We start from the raw sequence: 18953 nt of genomic DNA on the forward strand, positions 1-18953 counted from the left end.
GTCTCGCAGATGCACCGTTCGCCCGGCGTGCTGTTCGACCATGACCGCGGCAAGACTCACTCTTCGGGCAAGCTGCTGTTCGCCGCGCGGGTCATTCCCTATCGCGGTTCGTGGCTCGATTTCGAATTCGACGCCAAGGACATCGTCAATGTCCGCATCGACAGGAAGCGCAAGCTGCCGGTCACCGCGCTGCTCTACGCGCTCGGCCTCGACAGCGAGGAAATCCTCCACCATTTCTACGAAACGGTAAGTTGGGAGCGAGCCAAGGACGGCTGGAAGATCCCGTTCGTCGCCGAACAGTGGCGCGGGGCGAAGCCGGCTTTCTCGCTGGTCAATGCCGCGACGGGCGAGGAAATTTTCGCCGCCGGTCAGAAGATCTCGCCGCGCGCGGCCAACAAGGCGGCGAAGGACGGGCTCAGCGAACTGCTTCTCCCGACCGACGAGGTCGTCGGTCGCTATGCCGCGCGCGACATGATCGACGAATCGACGGGTCGCATCTACATCGAAGCGGGTGACGAGCTTACCGCCGAGCATATCGAAACCTTCGACAATGCCGGCATCGACACGGTCGAACTGCTCGACATCGACGAGATCAATACCGGCCCGTGGATCCGTAACACGCTCAAGGTCGACAAGGCGGAGAACCGCGACGAGGGACTTGAAGCGATCTACAAGGTCATGCGCCCCGGCGAACCGCCGACCAAGGAAACCGCCGAAGCCCTGTTCGAAGGCCTGTTCTTCGATTCCGAACGCTATGACCTGTCGGCCGTCGGCCGCGTGAAGCTCAACATGCGCCTCGGCCTCGATGCCGAGGATACGGTGACGACCCTGCGCAAGGAAGACATCCTCGCCGTGGTCAAGGAGCTGGTCGGGCTCAAGGACGGCAAGGGCGAAGTCGACGATATCGATAATCTGGGCTAGCGCCGCGTGCGTTCGGTCGGCCAGCTGCTCGATAACCAGTACCGCGTCGGCCTGCTGCGCATGGAGCGCGCGGTGAAGGAGCGCATGAGCAGCGTCGATGTCAGCACGGTGATGCCGAACGACCTCATCAATGCCAAGCCCGCCGTCGCGGCGGTGCGAGAGTTCTTCGGAAGCTCGCAGCTTTCGCAGTTCATGGACCAGACCAACCCGCTCTCCGAAGTCACCCACAAGCGCCGCGTCTCCGCGCTCGGTCCGGGCGGTCTCACCCGTGAGCGCGCGGGCTTCGAGGTCCGTGACGTACATCCGACGCATTACGGTCGCATCTGCCCGATCGAAACCCCGGAAGGCCCGAATATCGGCCTCATCAACTCGCTCGCGAGCTTCAGCCGCGTCAACAAATACGGCTTCATAGAGACCCCCTACCGCAAGGTCGAAGACGGCAAGGTGACGAGCGAGGTGATCTATCTTTCCGCGATGGAAGAGCAGAAGCACACCGTCGCGCAGGCATCGGCCGAGCTCAACGAGGAAGGCAGCTTCGTCGAGGAGCTCGTGTCCGCACGTCATGCCGGCGACAACCTGATGGCGCCCAACGACCAGATCACGCTGATGGACGTCTCGCCCAAGCAGCTCGTCTCGGTCGCGGCCTCGCTGATCCCCTTCCTCGAGAACGACGACGCGAACCGCGCGCTGATGGGCTCGAACATGCAGCGCCAGGCGGTGCCGCTGGTCAAGGCCGAGGCGCCGTGGGTCGGCACCGGCATGGAAGAAACCGTGGCGCGTGACAGCGGCGCGGCGATCGCGGCCAAGCGCGGCGGGATCGTCGACCAGGTCGACGCGACCCGCATCGTCATCCGCGCGATCGGCGATGTCGAACCCGGCCAGTCGGGCGTCGACATCTATACGCTGCAGAAGTTCCAGCGTTCGAACCAGAACACCTGTATCAACCAGCGCCCGCTGGTGAAGGTGGGCGAGGTGATCGAGCCGGGCGACATCATCGCCGATGGTCCCTCGACCGATCTGGGCGAGTTGGCGCTGGGCAAGAACAGCCTCGTCGCGTTCATGCCGTGGAACGGCTACAACTACGAGGACTCGATCCTGATCTCCGAACGCATCGTGAAGGACGACGTGTTCACCTCGATCCATATCGAGGAATTCGAGGTCATGGCCCGCGATACCAAGCTCGGGCCGGAAGACATCACCCGCGACATCCCGAATGTCGGCGAGGAAGCCCTGCGCAACCTCGACGAGGCGGGCATCGTCTATATCGGCGCCGAAGTGCATCCGGGCGATATCCTGGTCGGCAAGATCACGCCTAAGGGCGAGTCCCCGATGACGCCGGAGGAGAAGCTCCTGCGCGCGATCTTCGGCGAAAAGGCGAGCGACGTGCGCGACACCTCGCTGCGCCTGCCGCCGGGCGTGGCCGGTACGGTGGTCGAGGTCCGGGTGTTCAACCGCCACGGGATCGAGATCGACGACCGTACCCGCGCGATCCAGAACGAGGAAATCGAACGCCTGCGCAAGGACGCCGCAGACGAGCGCAACATCCTCAACCGCGCGACCTACAACCGCCTGCGCGACATGCTGCTCGGCCAGACGGCTACGGCAGCGCCGAAGGGCGTGAAAAAGGGCATCGAGATCAGCGAGCAGGTGCTGCACGATGTCGAGAAGCACGAGTGGTTCAAGTTCGCTGTCGCGGACGACAATCGCCAGGCCCAGATCGAAGCGGTGAAATCGCAGTACGACGAAGCCGTCGGCCTGATCGATGCCAAGTTCGAGGACCGCAAGGAAAAGCTCGAACGCGGCGACGAACTGGCACCGGGCGTGCTCAAGATGGTCAAGGTCTTCGTCGCGGTGAAGCGCAAGCTGCAGCCGGGCGACAAGATGGCCGGCCGTCACGGGAACAAGGGCGTGATTTCGCGCATCCTGCCGGTCGAGGACATGCCGTTCCTCGAGGACGGGACGCCGGTCGATCTCGTGCTCAACCCGCTCGGCGTGCCTTCGCGCATGAATGTGGGCCAGATCTTCGAGACGCATCTCGGCTTCGCAGCGCGCGGACTCGGCCTGCAGATCAAGGAAGAGCTCGAGAAGTGGCGCGCGGAAAACCCGAACGCCGAAGAAGATTATGCCAACGCCAAGCCTCCCGAGGCGGTGATCGACCGGCTCAGGCATGCTTATGGCGATCCTTACGTCGAGGATATCGAGAGCCGATCGACCGACCAGATCGTAGAGCTTGCGGGCAATCTCACGGCGGGCGTTCCGATGGGGACCCCGGTCTTCGATGGGGCGCGAGAACCCGACGTGGCGGACATGCTGGTCAAGGCGGGGATCGATTCCTCCGGCCAGTCGGTGCTCTATGACGGGCGCACGGGCGAGGCCTTCGACCGCAAGGTGACGGTGGGCATCATCTACATGCTCAAGCTCCACCACCTCGTCGACGACAAGATCCACGCGCGTTCGATCGGGCCCTACTCGCTCGTCACCCAGCAGCCGCTGGGCGGAAAGGCGCAGTTCGGCGGCCAGCGCTTCGGCGAGATGGAAGTCTGGGCGCTCCAGGCCTACGGTGCGGCCTACACCTTGCAGGAAATGCTGACGGTGAAGTCCGATGACGTGGTCGGCCGCACCAAGGTCTACGAAGCGATCGTCAAGGGCGACGACACCTTCGAGGCCGGCATTCCGGAGAGCTTCAACGTGCTCGTCAAGGAAATGCGCTCGCTGGGCCTCAACGTTGAACTCAAGTCCCTTTCGGACGACGAGGAAGACGACGACGGCGATATGCTGGAGGCGGCGGAATAGCGGGAGCGGGCCTTCGCGCCCCTCCTACTCGACCGCAGGAATTCATCCCTCGAGGGAATTGAAAAATGAACGAACTGACCAAATTCACCAACCAGATCGCGAAGCCGGAAACCTTCGACCAGATCCAGATCGGCATCGCGTCTCCCGAGCGCATCCGTTCGTGGTCCTTCGGCGAGATCAAGAAGCCCGAGACGATCAATTACCGCACGTTCAAGCCCGAGCGTGACGGCCTGTTCTGCGCGCGTATCTTCGGTCCGGTGAAGGACTACGAGTGCCTGTGCGGCAAGTACAAGCGCATGAAGTACAAGGGCGTCGTCTGCGAAAAGTGCGGCGTCGAAGTGACCGTCACCAAGGTCCGCCGCGAGCGCATGGGCCATATCGAACTGGCTGCGCCTGTCGCCCACATCTGGTTCCTGAAGTCGCTGCCGAGCCGCATCGGACTGCTGCTCGACATGCAATTGAAGCAGCTCGAGCGCGTGCTTTATTTCGAAAGCTATGTCGTGATCGAGCCGGGCCTGACCCCGCTCGAGAAGTTCCAGCTGCTGACCGAGGATGAACTGCTCGAAGCGCAGGACGAATATGGCGAGGACGCCTTCAGCGCCGATATCGGTGCCGAGGCGGTCAAGACCATGCTCATGGACCTCGACCTCGAACAGGAGCGTGAGGACCTGCTCGAAGAGCTCGCCACCACCAAGTCGGCGCTCAAGCCCAAGAAGATCATCAAGCGCTTGAAGGTCGTCGAAAGCTTCATCGAATCGGGCAATCGCCCCGAATGGATGATCCTAGAGGTGATCCCGGTCATCCCGCCGGAACTGCGCCCGCTCGTCCCGCTCGACGGTGGCCGCTTCGCGACGTCGGATCTCAACGACCTCTATCGCCGCGTCATCAATCGCAATAATCGCCTGAAGCGCCTGATCGAACTGCGCGCGCCCGACATCATCGTGCGCAACGAGAAGCGCATGCTTCAGGAATCGGTCGACGCGCTGTTCGACAATGGTCGCCGCGGCCGGGTCATCACCGGTGCGAACAAGCGTCCGCTCAAGTCGCTCAGCGACATGCTCAAGGGCAAGCAGGGCCGCTTCCGCCAGAACCTGCTCGGCAAGCGTGTCGACTATTCGGGCCGTTCGGTGATCGTGACCGGGCCCGAGCTCAAGCTGCACCAATGCGGCCTGCCCAAGAAGATGGCGCTCGAACTGTTCAAGCCGTTCATCTACGCCCGCCTCGATGCGAAGGGTCTGTCGATGACCCTCAAGCAGGCGAAGAAGTGGGTCGAGAAGGAGCGCAAGGAGGTCTGGGACATCCTCGACGAGGTGATCCGCGAGCACCCGGTTCTGCTCAACCGCGCGCCGACGCTCCACCGCCTCGGCATCCAGGCGTTCGAGCCGGTCCTGATCGAGGGCAAGGCGATCCAGCTGCACCCGCTGGTCTGCTCTGCCTTCAACGCCGATTTCGACGGCGACCAGATGGCGGTGCACGTGCCGCTTTCGCTGGAGGCCCAGCTCGAAGCGCGCGTGCTCATGATGAGCACCAACAACATCCTCTCGCCCGCCAATGGCAAGCCGATCATCGTGCCTTCGCAGGACATGGTGCTGGGGCTCTATTACCTGTCCATGGAACGGCAGGAAAAGCACCCCGAATATATCGAGGAAGACGGCGGCGAGACAATCGAGAAGCTGCCGCGTTTCTCCGACATGGCCGAGGTGCACCAGGCGCTCGAGGTCAAGTCGGTCACTTTGCATACCCGCATCCTCGCCCGAGTGCCGCAGGCCGATGAGGACGGCAATGTGGTGATGAAGCGTTTCGTCACGACGCCGGGCCGCATGCTGATCGGCGAATGCCTGCCGAAGAGCCACAAGGTGCCTTTCGACATCGTCAACCGCCTGCTCACCAAGCGCGAGATCGGCGATGTGATCGACCAAGTCTATCGTCACACCGGGCAGAAGGACACGGTCCTGTTCGCCGACGCGATCATGAGCCTCGGTTTCCGCAACGCCTTCAAGGCTGGAATCAGTTTCGGCAAGGACGACATGATCATCCCCGAGGCCAAGGTGAAGCTGGTCGAGGAGACGAAGGCGCTCGTTGCCGATTACGAGCAACAGTACCAGGATGGTCTCATCACCCAGAAGGAAAAGTACAACAAGCTGATCGATGCCTGGAGCCGTTGCGGCGACCAAGTCGCCGAGGCCATGATGGAGCGGATCAAGGCGACCCCGATCGACGAGGACGGGCGCGAGGCCGAGATCAATTCGATCTACATGATGAGCCATTCCGGCGCGCGCGGTTCGCCCGCCCAGATGAAGCAGCTCGCCGGGATGCGCGGGCTCATGGCGAAGCCGTCGGGCGAGATCATCGAAAACCCGATCATTTCGAACTTCAAGGAAGGCCTTAACGTCCTTGAATACTTCAACTCGACCCATGGCGCGCGCAAGGGCCTGGCCGACACCGCGCTGAAGACGGCGAACTCGGGCTATCTGACCCGTCGTCTGGTCGATGTGTCGCAGGACTGCACGATCGTGGAGCAGGACTGCAAGACCGAGAACGCGCTCGAGATGCGCGCCATCGTGCAGGGCGGCTCGGTCATCGCTTCGCTCGGCGAGCGCATTCTCGGCCGGACGGTCGCCGAAGATATCGTCAATGTGGCCACCGGCGAAGTGATCGTGAAGGCCGGTACGCTTATCGACGAGCCGATGGTCAAGGACATCGAGGCCGCCGAAGTGCAGTCCGCCAAGATCCGCTCACCACTGGTCTGCGAAGCGGAGCAGGGCGTGTGCGCGACCTGCTATGGCCGCGACCTCGCCCGCGGGACGCCGGTCAATATCGGCGAAGCCGTCGGCGTCATCGCGGCGCAGTCGATCGGCGAGCCTGGCACGCAGCTCACCATGCGGACCTTCCACATCGGGGGCGCAGCGCAGCTTAACGAGACGAGCCACCTCGAGTCGATCTCGGACGGCAAGATCGAATATCGCGACATGCCCACCATCACCGACAAGAAGGGCCGCATTCTCAGCCTCGCGCGCAATGGCGAAATCGCCGTGATCGATGCCGAAGGCCGCGAACGCGAAATGCACAAGGTGCCTTACGGGACCATGCTGCATTTCGAGGACGGTGCCGAGGTCAAGGAAGGCGACCGGCTGGCGGAATGGGATCCGTTCACCCTGCCGATCATCACCGAGTATTCGGGCGTCGTGCACTACAAGGACCTCGTCGAGGGTACCACGCTCGAGGAGCAGACCGACGACGCGACGGGCATCGCCCAGCGCGTGGTGACCGAGAACCGGGCCACGGGGCGCAAGAAAAAGGAAGAGCTGCGTCCGCGCCTCACCCTGCTTGGTGAAGGCCAGTCCGAAGACGAAACCGAGGCGCAGCGTTACATGCTGGCCCCGGGCACGACGCTGTCGGTCGAGGACGGTCAGACGGTCGACGCGGGCGACATCCTCGCCCGTGCAAGCCGCGAGGCGGCCAAGACCCGCGACATCACCGGCGGTCTGCCGCGGGTCGCGGAACTGTTCGAGGCACGTCTGCCCAAGGACAACGCGATCATCGCCAAGATTTCGGGCAAGATCGAATTCGTCCGCGAATACAAGGCCAAGCGCAAGATCGCGATCGTCCCGGAGGAGGGCGATCCGGTGGAATACCTGATTCCCAAGACCAAGGTGATCGACGTCCAGGAAGGCGATTTCGTGAAGAAGGGGGACACCCTGATTTCCGGCTCGCCCAACCCGCACGACATCCTCGAAGTGCTCGGCGTCGAGGCACTGGCCGAATATCTCGTCAACGAGATCCAGGAGGTCTACCGGCTTCAGGGCGTGAAGATCAACGACAAGCACATCGAGGTGATCGTTCGCCAGATGCTGCAGAAGGTCGAGATCACCGATGGTGGCGATACCACGTTGCTGCCGGGCGAACAGGTCGACTTGGCCGAGATGCTCGAAATCAACTCCAGGCTTCCGAAGGGCAAGCAACCCGCCGAGGGCAAGCCCGTCCTGCTGGGCATCACCAAGGCCTCGCTACAGACCCGCAGCTTCATTTCGGCCGCATCCTTCCAGGAGACGACGCGCGTTCTTACCCAGGCTTCGGTCGAGGGCAAGAAGGACACGCTGATCGGTCTCAAGGAAAACGTGATCGTGGGCCGTCTCATCCCGGCCGGCACGGGCGCTGCTATGAACCGGAAGCGGATTACCGCTTCGAGCCGCGACGCGGCGCTCAAGGCGCAGTGGAAAAAGCAGCAGGAAGCCCTCGCCGCAGCGAACGCCGTCGAGGAAGAGCCCGAGGCCGATGCGGTTCCTTCCGAGGAAGCGATGAAGGCCGCGATGGGCGGCGGATCGGAGACTCCTGCCGAGGAGTAAGCACCGCACGCTCATTTGGTTGCACGGACAAGAAGACCCCGCGGGAAGCCGAGTGCTTCCTGCGGGGTTTTTCGTGCAAGCCACCCAGTGCACGTCAAGTTTGAGATTGCAAATCACTCGCAAGAATGTCATCAGGAGCTCGACGCAAATGAGAGGATGGTTTCATGACGCAGCATCGCAGTCCCACCGACCGGACAAGATCGCTAATCACACAGCTCGCCCAGCCGATGCGGATCGATGCGCTTGGCCCTGTTGCCGGCCGCTTCATCTATTCGCTGCGACTTATCGCCGCGCATGAAAGGGTCCAGCGCGATCCCGTCCCGGAACTGGCGATCAGGCTGGGGGGCATGGAAACCGCTGCAAAGGCACTGGCGATGTCCCAGGCCATTGCCTGGTGCTGGCCGGAAAACGTCCATGTCTCGCGCTTCTGCTGCTGCCACCTGACCTATGATGAGGCCACGATCGGCGCCATGATCGAATCGGCGGCAGGGCATGACCGGGACGGCTTCTTCGAAAGCGTGACAGGCCTGGTGCGCCCCGAGCGTATCGAACGGCTCTGGGATGACGCGCTCGCTCTGGTCTCGGCAGAAATGCGCGCCGGCTGAAGCGATACGCAAGCGCTTGCCGCGCGCGGCGGCTCTGGCTACCGCGTGGCCGATGAGGACCACCCGCTTCGCCCCCTCGCCCACCGGGCGCCTGCATATCGGCAATATCCGCACCGCGCTCCACAACTGGATGATCGCGCGCAAGGAGGGGGGCAACTTTATCCTCCGGATCGACGATACGGATGCCCAGCGCAGCCGGGAGGACTTTGTCGCTGCAATCCGCGAGGACCTGGAGTGGCTCGGTCTCGTGTGGGACCGGGAGGAACGCCAATCCGCCCGGCTCGAGCGTTATGAGGCTGCCTTCGACGCCCTGCGTGCGGCGGGACGGATATATCCCGCTTACGAGACCGCGCAGGAGCTCGAACTCAAACGCAAGATCCAGCTCGGGCGCGGATTGCCCCCGATCTACGACCGTGCGGCGCTCGCGCTGACCGAGGAGGAGCGCGCCGCAAAGGAGGCTGACGGCATCGCCCCGCATTGGCGATTCCGTCTTGATCATGATGAACCGATTGCGTGGGAAGACGGCGTGCGCGGGACCCAGACATTCGACCCCGCCCAGCTTTCGGACCCCGTCATCCGCCGCGCCGACGGTTCATGGCTCTACATGCTGCCGAGCACGGTCGACGATATCGATATGGGCGTGACCCAGGTCCTGCGCGGGGAGGACCATGTGAGCAATACAGCCGTTCAAATCCAGATGTTTACCGCACTTCATGCTGCAGGTTTCGCTGCGCAGCATGGCGCAGCGGAAAGGCTTCCCGATTTCGCTCACGAGGCCCTGCTGGTGGGCAAGGAGGGCAAGCTTTCGAAACGGCTCGGCTCCCTGGGCTGCGACGCGTTTCGCGAGCGGGGTATCGAACCTGAAGCGATCATCGCACTGCTGGCCCGGCTCGGCACATCGCTCCCTGTCGAACCCATCGCCGAGCGCGCGGCTCTGCTTGACAGCTTCGACCTGTCGACCTTCGGCCGCGCCCCTGCGAAGTTTGACGATGCCGAACTGGAGCGCATCAACACCGCCATCGTCCACCAGATGCCGTTTTCAGCCGTGAGCGAGCGCTTGCCCGAAGGCATGGACGAGGCCGGCTGGCACGCCGTCCGTCCCAATCTGAGCACGGTGGGCGAGGCGCGCGACTGGTGGCGGCTGGTGACCGGCCCGATCGACCAGCCCGATTTCGACGAAGAGACCCGCGCCTATCTCGGCGAGGCGGCGCGAACGTTCGAATGGGGCGATGATCCCTGGAGCGCGCTGACTGCTGCACTCAAGGAGAAAACCGGGCGCAAGGGCAAGGCATTGTTCCTGCCGCTGAGGCAGGCGCTGACGGGAATGAATCACGGGCCGGACATGGGGGAATTGCTGCCGCTGATCGGCGAGCAGGAAGCGCGGGCGAGGCTCGCGTCCGGAGCGCGGCGACAGGCTCCCGAGCTTCCCGATATCCGCCCGTGATGGCGGTTGCGGTTTGCAGGCATAGAGCTTGACCAGCAACGGGCCTGTCGCCAGAAGGCGGGAGCTTCGGAGCGCGCCCCAGGATGCAACAATACCGCCCAGATATTGACGGATTGCGAATGGTGGCGGTCGTGCCGGTCGTGCTCTTTCACGCCGGCGTGCCGATGATCGGCGGGGGCTATGTCGGCGTTGATGTCTTTTTCGTCATTTCCGGTTTCCTGATCACCTCGATCATCAAGCGTGAACTCGACGATGGCAGGTTCAGCCTGCTTACCTTTTATGAAAGGCGGGCAAGGCGGATATTACCTGCCCTGGCGTTCATGGTTGCGCTGACCATCGCTGTCAGTACCCTCGCGTTGTTGCCGACGGCGATGGAGCGGTTGGGGCACAGCGTCGTTGCTACCGCACTTTTCGCGTCCAACTTCTACTTTTGGCAAACATTGGGCTACTTCAGCCCCGATGCAGAATTTGAGCCGCTTCTGCATACTTGGTCGCTGGCGGTAGAAGAGCAATTCTACATCCTTTATCCTCCTTTGCTGATGGTGATCTTCGCCACGCCGCTGAGGCGAAGGCTGGCGACCATACTTCTCGTTCTCGCAATCGGCTCCCTCGGAGCATCCATCGCTGCTGTCGCATTCCGACCGACGGCCGCGTTCTATCTGCTGCCCTTTCGTGCCTGGGAGCTTGGCCTTGGCGCGCTGCTGGCAGTGTCGAGCCTGCCGAACATCCGGTCGGTTCCCCTAAGGGAAGCGGCTGGGGCCCTCGCGCTTCTTGCGATCGTGGTGCCGGTGTTTGCTTACACGTCGACCACCCCGTTTCCCGGCCTGGCCGCGCTCCCCCCCGTTCTCGGGACAGCTCTTCTGATCCATCTGGGGCAAAACAAGAACATGGTCAGCACTCTGCTTTCGGTTCGGCCGATCGTAGCTATCGGGCTGATTTCCTATTCGCTGTATCTCTGGCACTGGCCTGCACTTGCCCTGTTTCGAGCGAATAAAGGATCGATCCACTTATCGGCGTTCGAAGCGAGCGCGGCAGTTGTCCTTTCTGTCGCTCTCGCCTGGATTTCCTATCGTTATGTCGAGACCCCTTTCCGCCGGCGCAAGCTTTTCGCGCAGAGGCGCAGTATCCTATCTGGTGCGATAGTGGCGATCGTAATCCTCTCGCTCCTGGGGGTGTCACTCGATCTTCTCAAGGGTCTCCCCCAGCGCGTCCCCGAAAGGGCGCTCCAAGCCGAAGCGGGCGCGCAAGATCGCAACCCCTACCGCCCTCCTTGCCTTGGTCGCAGAGCAGGTCAGGGATGGTGTGTCATCGGGGCGGGAATCGGCGGCTACGAGATCGAATCTGGCCGGGCCGATGCGCTGCTGTGGGGCGACAGCCACGCTGACGCTCTGGTCCCCGCTGTCGAGATGGCTGCTGAAGCAAACGGCCTGACAGTGGCGATTGCGACACTCCGCGCCTGTGCTCCGATCGTGAGAATGGGCCGGGTGAATTCCAGCCGGTCCTCCAAGTGCCTGTCCTTCAACGAGAGCGCGTTCAATAAAGTGCTCGCCAGCGACAACTTCCCTACCGTCATTCTCGCCGCTCGGTGGGCTCTCTACGTCGAGGGTTCCCGTTTCGGTGAAGAAGCGGGCGAAGACGTGATCCTTCAATGGGCCGACCCCATGAAGCCGATTGAGCCGATGCCGGTCGGCAATCCTGCGATATTCGAAGAGGCGCTTGATCAGACTGTCCAGGCTCTACGAGCCAGCGGTCGGGAAGTCATCGTGCTTGGTCCGACTCCCGAGATCGGCTGGAATGTGCCGACAAAGCTCTCCGTGCAGATTTGGAAGGGCCGTGAGGAACCGCTCGGACCGGAAAGGGAGCGGGTCCAGGCACGCACGAACCGCACCATTGAGATCCTGAGATCTGTGGCTGAGAGACATGGAGCACGTTATGTCGACCTTCTCGATCCTGTTTGCAGCGACAGATGCCGACTTTGGATCGACGACGCGCCCGCATTCGTCGACGACGACCACCTCAGTGCGACCGCTGCCCGTGAACTCCTAGCGCCCGTCCTGACTGCCGAATTGCAAAGATTGGATCAATCCCGCATCCGGGCCGACCGCTGGAGCTTGACGGGAGGCTGATCCAGCCGACTGCGGATGATCTGCTATGCGCACCTGAAAGCCTAGCCACCGCGCTGCTTCAGTTCCTCGCCCGACAGCGTGACGATATGCAGCAGGTTGGTGGCCCCCGGAGTGCCGAAGGGAACCCCGGCAAGTGCGATCAGCTTCGATCCCGCGGTTCCGAAACCGTGGCGCAGCGCCATGCGGCGGCCCTTGCCGATCATTTCCTCGAAACTGCCGATGTCGCGGGTGGCGACCGGATGCGCGCCCCATAGCAGGCCGAGCCTGCGCGCGGTGCGCATGGATGGGGTGAGCACGAGCATTGGCGTCGCGGGCCGCTCGCGCGCGACACGCCGCGCGGTCGCTCCGGAGGAGGTGAACACCGTGATCGCGCTGATCGGGACCGTGTCGGCAATGGTCATGCAGGCATGGGCGAGCGCGTCCGACGTCGTCTCATCGGGTAGCGTCTCGAGGAAGCGCACGCGCTCGGTATAGCCTTCGTCGCGTTCGACCTGGCCCGCTATCCTGTCCATCATAGCGACCGATTCCTCCGGCCAGTCCCCGGCTGCGCTCTCGGCTGAAAGCATGACCGCATCGGCCCCGTCATAGACCGCATTGGCGACGTCGGAGACTTCGGCGCGGGTCGGCATCGGGCTTTCGATCATCGATTCGAGCATCTGCGTGGCGACGACCACCGGCTTGCCCGCGATGCGGCTGGCATTGACGATGCGCTTTTGCAAAGGGGGAACTTCGAACGGTTCGAGTTCGACCCCGAGATCGCCGCGCGCCACCATGATCCCGTCGGCAAGCTCGATGATCTCGGACAGGCGCTTCACCGCCTGGGGTTTCTCGATCTTGGCGCAGAGTGCGCCCTCGCGCCCCATCAGCTTGCGCGCCTCGGCGATGTCTTCGGGCCGCTGGACGAAGGAAAGCGCGATCCAGTCCGCGCCCTGTTCCATTGCGAATGCGAGGTCGCGCCGGTCCTTCTCGGTCAGCGCCGGGATCGGCACCTCGGCATCCGGCACGTTAACGCCCTTGCGGTCGGAGATCACCCCGCCGACTTCCGCCGAACACCGGATGCGGTCGCCGTCGGCCTCGCGCACGACAAGCCGGATCTTGCCGTCATTAATGAGCAGGCGTTGCCCGCGCTGGAGGATGCCGAACAATTCGGGATGCGGCAGGCACACCCTGTCCGAATCGCCGGGCGTTTCGTCACGATCGAGCGTGAAATGGCTTCCGTGGCGGATCACCGCTTCCCCGCCGGCAAAGGCCCCCACACGCAGCTTGGGTCCCTGCAGGTCGGCGAGGATCGCGATGGGGCGGGCGAATTCCTTCTCCAGCGCGCGGATTGTCCGTACCGCCTCGGCGTGGTCGGCGTGGCTGCCATGGCTCATGTTGAGCCGAAAGCAATCGGCCCCGGCCCGGAAAAGCCGCCGAAGCATTTCGGGCGACCGGCTTGCCGGGCCGATCGTCGCCAGAATCTTGACCTTGCGACCGCGCGGGTCGATCCTGGCCTCATCGCGTTTCGCCATGGGCTGAGCCTATGGCACAGGAAGTTTGCAACTCAAGGAAAAGCCACGATGAGCGATCGACACGATGCACTCGACGAGATTGACGACGCGGTCGCTGCAGCCGCTTTCCGAAGGCTCGTGCGGCACCTGCGCCATCGCCACGATGCCCAGAACATAGAATTGATGGGGCTTGCGGGCTTCTGCCGGAATTGCCTCGCCGACTGGATTCGCGAGGCCGGCTATGAAGGCGACAAGGCGGCGGCGCGCGAAGTGATCCACGGCATGCCGATGGAAGAATGGAAGGCGACCCGGCAAAGCGAGGCGACCCCCGAGCAGGTCGAGGCGATGCAGCGCTCCATCGCGCTCAACGCGCCCCGCTGACACCTTTGAGGGACCGAATTATCCCCGTCGCATTCCCGACCATTGTGGAAAGCGACCTTCCGCGCCCAATCCGCTTTGCCTATCCGGTGGGCGAACCGATTCTCATCTTACCGGAGACAAAGATATCATGGCCGAAGCCACCGACGACCGCCTGCGCCTTCTGATCGAGCGAATCGAGCGCCTCGAGGAAGAGAAGAAGGGCATCGCCGACGACATCCGCGATGTCTATGCCGAGGCCAAGGCTGTCGGCTACGACACCAAGATTATGCGCCAGGTCATCCGCCTGCGGAAGATGAAGCCGGACGACCGATCCGAACAGGAAACGATTCTCGAGACCTACAAGGCCGCGCTCGGCATGGGTTGAGCGCCGGCGGCGCGCCGGCCCTGCGACCCGCTTTTCTGGCGATCGTTCCAGTTGTCGGACTGCATGCGCATTTCGGGCATGGCCGGACCATGCGCAGCGCGCCCGCCATTGATCCTGCGAGAGGCAATGCCACGCTGGATTGACCCATGACACACAAGCAGGCGAACGACCCATGGCCGCCTTCGTCGAACCGATCGAGGAGGAAGCGGACCTTTCCGGCCACGAAATCGCGCTCGAGCGCAAACCCAGATCGCGCGCGCACGATCCCGGTCGATCCGCGGAAATCTTATCGATGACGGCATCCCCGTGAACGCGGTTGCGCCGGGGGCGACCCGGGCTCCTCTCCGCCCCTGCGGCGGCATGCCCGAGGGGTGATGGACGATTGGGGCAAAGGCCTTGGCATAGGCCGCGCGGGTGAACCGAACCAAGTCGCGCCCGCTTTGCTGTTCCTCGGCTACGAGGATCCCTCGTACCAGAGCGGCCAGGTGCCCCTTCCCAACGGTGGAAGCGTCGTGAGCGGCTGAGCTTGTGGCCGCTGCTGTATTGTGCCAACAACACACGCATACCGTGCACCAAAGGGAGCGAATACATGCCAGGCGAATGGAAGGACGCGCGCGACGTCATCGTTACCACCACACACACAGTCGAGGGCAGGCCGATCCAGGACTATTGCGGCATCGTAGTGGGCGAGGTGATCGTCGGCGCGAACCTTTTCCGTGATCTCTTCGCCAATATCCGCGACATAGTTGGCGGGCGTTCGGGCAGCTATGAACGCATCCTGCAGCAAGCCCGGGACGAAGCGATCGCCGAACTGCAGGCCGAGGCCGCAAGTCGGGGGGCCAATGCGGTGGTCGGGATCGATCTCGATTACGAAGTGATCGGCGACACCGGCTCCATGCTGATGGTAAGCGCGAGCGGGACTGCGGTGAAGGTCTGATCCGGCTTCGCCGGTTCGCTCATCCGCCCGGGCCGAGCAGGAGCGCTATGCCCACTGCGAAGCTGTTATGCGCGGCATGGAGCGCGATCGACCAGGCCAGTCCGCAATGGACCCGCACATAACCGGCGAGCACGCCGAGGACGAATTGCGGGACCAGCAGCGGCAGCAGGATGAAAAGCGCGCCTTCGGCATAATTGGCGAGGTGGACCAGCGCGAAAGCAATGGCGCTTGTCCAGAAGAAGAACGGGAATTTCGTCTCGAAAACAGGCAGCGATGCCCTTCCGCGCAGGAACACGGCGGCCGCTACCGCCAGGGTCAGGCCAACCGACAGGGCGAGAGGCCCGACTAACGAGTCCGGACCGAAGGCGGCCAGCCCTGCCGCTCCAGCAAGGGTAGCGAGCAGCGCCGCGAGTGCCCCCGCGCGGCCCGAGAGCCACCCGCGAAAGACGATCTCTTCCAGCACAGGGGCAACGAGGACCAGTAGCACGATCGTGGCGGCATTCATGTCGAGTTGGGAATTGAGATTTTCCGGCGGCTCGAAGCCGAGCAGGCCCGCCGCGAGGACAAGAGTAGCAAACGCGCTGATGGCGAGAAGGTCGAGCACGAAAAGCCGCGCTGCGACCAGCGCGGATGCGCTCGCCCCTGCATAGGCATCTGGGAGACGAGGTTGTCCCAGGAAGGCGAACAGCGCCGTCCATTGCCCGCGCAAGCCTCCGGCGAGGATGGCACCGGCTCGCCCACTTGTGATTTCACCCGTCATGCGGCTAATGGGCCTCCACTATTCAACACCCGCTGACGACGAGTCCCCATGGCAGGCCATTCCAAATTCAAGAACATCATGCACCGCAAAGGTGCGCAGGACAAAAAGCGTTCCAACCTTTTCTCGAAGCTCAGCCGCGAGATCACGGTCGCGGCGAAAATGGGTGCGCCCGATCCCGACATGAATCCGCGCCTGCGCCTTGCCGTCAACAACGCCAAGGCGCAGTCCATGCCCAAGGACAATATCCAGCGCGCGATCGACAAGGCGAGCGGCGGTGACGACGAGAGCTACGAGGAGGTGCGCTACGAAGGCTATGGTCCCGGTGGCAGCGCTATCATCGTCGAGGCGCTGACCGACAATCGCAATCGCACGGCGACCAATGTGCGCACCTGCTTCGCCAAGAACGGAGGCAATCTCGGCACGGAAGGTTCGGTTCAGCACGGTTTCGAAAGGCTTGGCCTGATCGAATATCCGGCGTCTGCTGGCGACGAGGAAAAGGTGCTCGAGGCGGCGATGGAAGCGGGCGCTCTCGATATCGAAAGCTCGGACGACGGCCATACGATCTGGACGGCGGCGGACGATCTCCACCAGGTCGCGGGCGATCTCGAAAAGGCGCTCGGCGAGGCCGAGAATGTCAAGCTCGCCTGGAAGCCCAATATCACGGTCGAGCTCGACGAGGGCCATGCGGGCACGCTGATGAAATTGATCGACGCGCTCGACGACGACGACGACGTTCAGACCGTCTGGGGCAATTACGAGATTTCGGACGAAGTAATGGAAAAGCTCGGGGCGTGAGCCGCCTTGAATGGCTCTTGGCGCTCGCGCTCGGGGCCGCTTTCCTGATCGCCCTCCTGTGGCGTGTCGGGTTGAGGATCGGGCTTTGAAAAGGGCCGCTGCGTGATCATCCTCGGTCTCGATCCTTCGCTTTCACGAACCGGCTGGGGCGTCATCCGCTGCGAGGGGGCGCGACTCTCGCATGTCGCCAATGGCGAGATACCCACCTCGACCGCCGCGCCGATGGCCGATCGGCTCGCCGCGCTTTACGCAGGGCTTGGGGCGATAATCGCCGAGCATTGCCCGGATCGGGCCGCCTGCGAGGAGATCTTCCTCAACCGCAACCCGCAATCGACCCTGAAGCTCGCCCAGGCGCGCGGCGCGGTCCTCGCCGCCTGTGGCGCGGCGGGGCTTGCGGTGCGCGAACATGCCGCGCGGCGGGTCAAGCAGGCGGTGGTCGGCACGGGCGGGGCGGACAAGGCACAAGTCCAATCCATGCTCAAGGTGCTGTTGCCGGGCGTGGGTATCGCCGGGGCGGATGCAGCCGACGCGCTGGCGGTCGCGATCGCCGATGCGCATCAAGGATAAGGAGACCAAGATGACCATCCATCTTTACGGCATCCCCAATTGCGATTCGGTCAGGAAGGCGCGCAAATGGCTTGAGGCGGAAGGGCGCGACCATGTCTTCCATGACTTCAAGAAGGAGGGCGTCGATCCTGCGAAAGTGAAGGCCTGGATTGCGACGAAGGGCTTGGACGTTGTCGTCAATCGTCGTGGGACGACATTCCGCAAGCTCTCCGAAGGCGACAAGGTGGCGTCGCAGGACAGTCACAGTGCCGTAGCCTTGCTGGTGCAGCGTCCGAGCCTTATCAAACGCCCGGTGGTCGAGCACGAGGGCGGAATTCTCATTGGTTTCAAGGAAAACGAATGGTCGCAAAGCCTTTCCTGACACTGGCCCTTGCGGCGCTGGCCTGTGCCGTCCTGCCGCTCGCGCCCGCCGCCCGCGCGGCTTCGCCGGAGGACATTCTCATCATCGCCCATCGCGGCGCATCCGGGGAACGACCCGAGCATACGCTCGCCGCCTATGAGCGAGCGATCGACCAGGGCGCGGACTATATCGAGCCTGACCTCGTCGTCACCAAGGATCTCGTCCTCGTCGCCCGGCACGAGACCGAACTGTCCGATACCACCGACGTCGCCAGCCGCCGCGAATTCGAGGATCGCAGGCGAACCAAGGATATCGAGGGCCGGCGCGTCACCGGCTGGTTCGCGGAGGATTTTACGCTCGCCGAACTGCGAACGCTGAGAGTCAAGGAGCGGATGCCGACGGTGCGGCCCGCGAACACCACCTTCGACGGGCTCTACCAGATCCCGACATTCGCCGAAATCGTCCAGCTCGTGCGCGCCAAGGAGGCCGAGACAGGGCGGACGATCGGCCTTTATCCCGAACTCAAGCATCCGACGCTGCTGCTCGAACAGGAAGGCATCGATGTCGTCGACCTGCTGGTGCGCGAACTGCGCCAGTTCGACCTCGACGATGCCGATGCTAGGGTCTTCGTGCAGATTTTCGAAATCGGCCCACTGCAACGCCTCGACAAACGTGTCGATGTCCCGCTGATCCTGCTGATCTCGTCACAGGGTGGCCCTTATGACGAGCCGACCATGCGCTGGGACGAGATCATGACGCCGTCCGGGCTCGCCGAAGTCGCGGGCTATGCCGACGGGATCGGACCCTTCATGGGCCATGTGCTGAACGCCGACGGATCGCCCAGCACTTTGGTCGCCGATGCCCATGCTGCAGGTCTTGAAATCCACCCCTGGACGCTGCGGCGCGAGAATGTTTTCCTGCCCCCTGCCGCACGGCGTGAAGGGGGGGAGGCAACCATCGGCTGCTACGATGCGGTCTGGGACGCGCTGGTGAGGGCCGGCGTTGACGGTGTGTTTACCGACAACCCGGCCGAACTCGTCGCGCTCGCCGCCGGGGACCGGTCGGCCGCCTGCGCGGGCTAAGG

Annotated in this window: 14 protein-coding genes and 1 pseudogene; 13 read left to right on the forward strand and 2 right to left on the reverse strand. The window is 63.3% G+C overall.

Features of this window, described 5'->3' with window-relative positions; genetic code table 11:
• The 5 genes and pseudogenes from rpoB to RIB52_RS00025 all read left to right on the forward strand — a co-directional run.
• Positions 1-3714, forward strand: a pseudogene (gene rpoB, locus RIB52_RS00005) (DNA-directed RNA polymerase subunit beta); the annotation flags it as partial.
• Between the two features lie 65 nt (positions 3715-3779).
• Positions 3780-8060, forward strand: coding sequence for a DNA-directed RNA polymerase subunit beta' (gene rpoC / locus RIB52_RS00010; protein WP_350171623.1), 4281 nt, complete (start codon positions 3780-3782; stop codon positions 8058-8060).
• Between the two features lie 164 nt (positions 8061-8224).
• Positions 8225-8665, forward strand: coding sequence for a DNA-directed RNA polymerase subunit beta' (locus RIB52_RS00015; protein ID WP_350171625.1), 441 nt, complete (start codon positions 8225-8227; stop codon positions 8663-8665).
• A 52-nt stretch (positions 8666-8717) separates the two neighbouring features.
• Positions 8718-10109, forward strand: coding sequence for a glutamate--tRNA ligase (gene gltX, locus RIB52_RS00020; RefSeq protein ID WP_350171627.1), 1392 nt, complete (start codon positions 8718-8720; stop codon positions 10107-10109).
• Positions 10110-10192: 83 nt separating this feature from the next.
• Positions 10193-12235, forward strand: a complete 2043-nt coding sequence (locus RIB52_RS00025) for an acyltransferase family protein (protein ID WP_350171629.1) — start codon at positions 10193-10195, stop codon at positions 12233-12235.
• 41 nt (positions 12236-12276) lie between these two features.
• Here RIB52_RS00025 and pyk read toward each other — a convergent pair whose 3' ends face one another.
• Entirely contained in the window at positions 12277-13746 is a 1470-nt protein-coding gene (gene pyk / locus RIB52_RS00030) for a pyruvate kinase (RefSeq protein WP_350171631.1), read from the reverse strand.
• Between the two features lie 48 nt (positions 13747-13794).
• Here pyk and RIB52_RS00035 point away from each other — a divergent pair, with 48 nt between their 5' ends.
• From RIB52_RS00035 to RIB52_RS00050, 4 genes are all read left to right on the forward strand, one after another.
• Positions 13795-14106: a DUF1244 domain-containing protein gene (locus RIB52_RS00035; RefSeq protein ID WP_350171633.1), complete on the forward strand. Its 312-nt coding sequence runs from the start codon at positions 13795-13797 to the stop codon at positions 14104-14106.
• Between the two features lie 127 nt (positions 14107-14233).
• Positions 14234-14470 carry a DUF2312 domain-containing protein gene (locus tag RIB52_RS00040; RefSeq protein WP_350171635.1) on the forward strand — a complete coding sequence of 79 codons (237 nt, stop codon included), beginning with the start codon at positions 14234-14236 and terminating at the stop codon, positions 14468-14470.
• 172 nt (positions 14471-14642) lie between these two features.
• Positions 14643-14780: a hypothetical protein gene (locus RIB52_RS00045; RefSeq protein ID WP_350171637.1), complete on the forward strand. Its 138-nt coding sequence runs from the start codon at positions 14643-14645 to the stop codon at positions 14778-14780.
• Positions 14781-15059: 279 nt separating this feature from the next.
• On the forward strand, positions 15060-15407 hold the full coding sequence (locus RIB52_RS00050; protein ID WP_350171639.1) for a heavy metal-binding domain-containing protein: 348 nt from the start codon (positions 15060-15062) through the stop codon (positions 15405-15407).
• Positions 15408-15426: 19 nt separating this feature from the next.
• Here the strand turns inward: RIB52_RS00050 and RIB52_RS00055 are convergent, their stop codons facing one another.
• On the reverse strand, positions 15427-16167 hold the full coding sequence (locus tag RIB52_RS00055) for a CPBP family glutamic-type intramembrane protease (protein WP_350171641.1): 741 nt from the start codon (positions 16165-16167) through the stop codon (positions 15427-15429).
• 48 nt (positions 16168-16215) lie between these two features.
• Between RIB52_RS00055 and RIB52_RS00060 the strand changes: the two genes are divergently transcribed.
• From RIB52_RS00060 to RIB52_RS00075, 4 genes are all read left to right on the forward strand, one after another.
• Positions 16216-16962 (forward strand): YebC/PmpR family DNA-binding transcriptional regulator, encoded by a 747-nt coding sequence (locus tag RIB52_RS00060; protein ID WP_350171643.1) that lies wholly within the window; start codon positions 16216-16218, stop codon positions 16960-16962.
• A gap of 102 nt (positions 16963-17064) precedes the next feature.
• The gene (gene ruvC, locus RIB52_RS00065; protein WP_350171645.1) at positions 17065-17529 is read left to right on the forward strand and encodes a crossover junction endodeoxyribonuclease RuvC; all 465 of its coding nucleotides are present in this window, start codon (positions 17065-17067) and stop codon (positions 17527-17529) included.
• A gap of 10 nt (positions 17530-17539) precedes the next feature.
• Positions 17540-17890, forward strand: coding sequence for an arsenate reductase (locus RIB52_RS00070; protein ID WP_350171647.1), 351 nt, complete (start codon positions 17540-17542; stop codon positions 17888-17890).
• Entirely contained in the window at positions 17869-18951 is a 1083-nt protein-coding gene (locus RIB52_RS00075; protein WP_350171649.1) for a glycerophosphodiester phosphodiesterase family protein, read from the forward strand. The genes RIB52_RS00070 and RIB52_RS00075 overlap by 22 nt, the downstream gene beginning before the upstream one ends.
• Positions 18952-18953: the final 2 nt, after the last annotated feature.

The sequence above is a fragment of the Erythrobacter sp. genome (genome assembly GCF_040217515.1).
Lineage (GTDB): Bacteria > Pseudomonadota > Alphaproteobacteria > Sphingomonadales > Sphingomonadaceae > Erythrobacter.